We start from the raw sequence: 2,555 nt of genomic DNA, 5'->3' as shown, positions 1-2,555 counted from the left end.
GATCTACACTATGGCTCGATCGTCGGCAGCGTCAGATGTGTATAAGAGACAGTTGGTCGGTTGAGCTTTTCGAAAAATAATTTTACATGGGCCAGGGTAGTTTCATCTAGCCTTAGGGGCATATTGAAATATTTGGCCAAGGTGATTTTGGTGACATCATCTTTGGTAGGTCCCAATCCGCCGGTGATCAATATAACGTCGGCACGTTTTTTAGCTTCGTCAAGTGCTTTGCTAATGTGCCCAGCTTCATCAGAAATGGAGCTGATCTGTTTAACCCCCATTCCAATTTTATTTAATTCTGTGGCCATCCAAGCGGAATTGGTATCCACTATCTGACCAATTAGAATCTCATCTCCAATGGTTATAATTTCTGCCTGCATAAACTTATCGATATTAATATCTGGTATAATAGCCTTTACGTTTGCTCAGTTTTAGGTCTTGTAAAACCGATGCCTTAACTTTGATATCTATAGAGTAACTCTGGTAAAGTCCGAAAGGTACCCAACTGGCACTTAAATCCCAACAATGCAGGTCTCTATAAATAGAAAAAGAAGTTTGTGATATATTTTTGGCCTTAAAATCGTAACCAGAGGTAAATTGCACTTTCCATTTTGGCGTAAGGTTAAAATCACCGTTAAAGTTCAAGGTATTCGTCAATGACCTGGTGGATGCTACGCCTAATGGGTTGCTATAGTTAAAACTGTAAGAAAAAGCAAAATTCCATGGAATATTGAAGTCAACAAAAGCATTTGGATCCCTACTAATGGCAGCTAATTGATCAATTTGTTCCTGTGTTCTATTTTGGGTATTGGTCTGATCTTTCAGATTGTTCATGTTTTTATTCCTACTTTTCAGTGCTTCTGGATTCAAACTGTAATCAAATGAAAAGGTAAAATTTGTCAATCTTGGCAATTTTCCATCTTTCCATACATAGCGGTCAACCTCCTGATAAGCGTAAGTAGTAATCTCATTTACTCCCGTACCTGTTGTGGTGGCAATATAATCAACCGCATACGGGCTAAATACCCCACTAAAATTGATGCCCAATTTATCGGTAAATTGTGAACGGCCACTAAAACTAATAGGCGCCAGTTTCTTTTCCAAGGCTACAAAATTATAGGAACTTGAAAAAGTTAAACCTTGTATAATTGGGATTTTTCTTTCTCCAGTGCCTGTTGTATCTTTACTGGACTTTACCTTGAGTTCTACGTTATTGTCTACCGAGAAATTCATACTGGCCTGTTCTCCTGAAGATGGCCCACCATAAATCCCTTGTTCAAATATGGAATACTTTTGTATCCTTCCCAGATAGTCTTTTACGTATTCTCCCGTAGGCACACTTTTTCCTGGCCTAATGTCGTCCACATAATACTGCTGATCCTTGTAATAGCCATAACTAGATTTCGAAAAGTCTGGCTTATAGGAAAAACCAATAGTTGGCGTTATAATATGCCTAATGGCCTTAATTCCACCCAAGTTCTTGAATTGTTTTGTGGCGTATAGTTTGGTAGAGAAACCTGTACTTAAACTGTACTCTCCTGCCCTTTTAAACCCATCTAAGGTATCTATGGCAATACTATCGGAACTAGATCTTCTAATATAACGTTTATTGATGGTTTGCATATACCACCTTTCGTTATAGTTCACGCTGGAACTAAAATTCAGATACTTTAATACGGTAAAAGGTAAGCTTACTGGCACAGAGTGTTGAAATCCATTTTTGAAACGCCTTAAACCATCACTGGCAAATAAAAGATTTTCCTTAGTGCTTACACTATTACTGGCCTGCATACTATAGCCTACCGTTAGTCTTTGGTACCATTTTAATTCACCAACGCTATTTTTGGAAACAAATGGACTGATGGTACTCATGTTTAAGCTTATTTGCGGTAAAGTTAAGCTAATGGTCTTGTTTTGGGTTTCCTGCGAATGTGTTAAGGCAGAGGTCAAGTTAAAAAGTCCATCGCCAAAAACCTTTCCATAGGAAATACTGGAACTCATGGTATTTTGAAGCATGGCCTGCGTATCATAAGTTCCGTTTGCAGCACTTACGGTAAAGTAATTACTGGTACCGGCATTTACCGAAGCACTGAAAGTTGTACCAGGCCTAGCATTTGCATTCTGGCTATGGGTCCAACCAATGTGGAAATTTTTCTGTGGCTCATATTGTGGGGTTCCTTCTAATCCATTACGTGAACTGGAATAGGCCAAGTTTAAATTCCCGTTATATTTATATCTTTTGGTATAGTTGCTTACCAGATTAAGATCATAAGAACCATTGGTGAAAATATTACCAAGTAGCCTGGCATCAAGGTAATCATTAAAGGCCAGATAATAACCTCCCCCAATTAGGGAGAAACCTCTTGTTGCGTCTTCACCAGGTGTAGGAAGTATAAAGCCAGACGCTTTTTTGTTGGGCTTGGGAAAGAAAGCAAAAAGGTAAAGCAAACAAGGTATAATAAAATCTTTTTTAATTTCATTTATGTGTGTTTTGCCACAAAAATACAAAATATTAACACTAAATTTCTACACTTAATTTATAAGCTTGAATTGCT

1 protein-coding gene and 1 pseudogene are annotated in these 2,555 nt (G+C 38.0%); both read right to left on the bottom strand.

Annotated elements, in window-relative coordinates:
• Positions 1-53: 53 nt before the first annotated feature.
• A pseudogene (locus JHD79_RS22400) lies at positions 54-380 on the bottom strand (competence/damage-inducible protein A); the annotation flags it as partial.
• A 13-nt stretch (positions 381-393) separates the two neighbouring features.
• Positions 394-2,448: a putative LPS assembly protein LptD gene (locus tag JHD79_RS22395; RefSeq protein ID WP_199121581.1), complete on the bottom strand. Its 2,055-nt coding sequence runs from the start codon at positions 2,446-2,448 to the stop codon at positions 394-396.
• Positions 2,449-2,555 lie beyond the last annotated feature (107 nt).

The organism is Pedobacter sp. ASV28 (assembly GCF_016428855.1).
In the GTDB taxonomy this organism is placed as follows: domain Bacteria; phylum Bacteroidota; class Bacteroidia; order Sphingobacteriales; family Sphingobacteriaceae; genus Pedobacter.
Note: the sequence above shows the minus strand (reverse complement) of the source record. Positions and strands in the feature narration are given on the sequence as shown.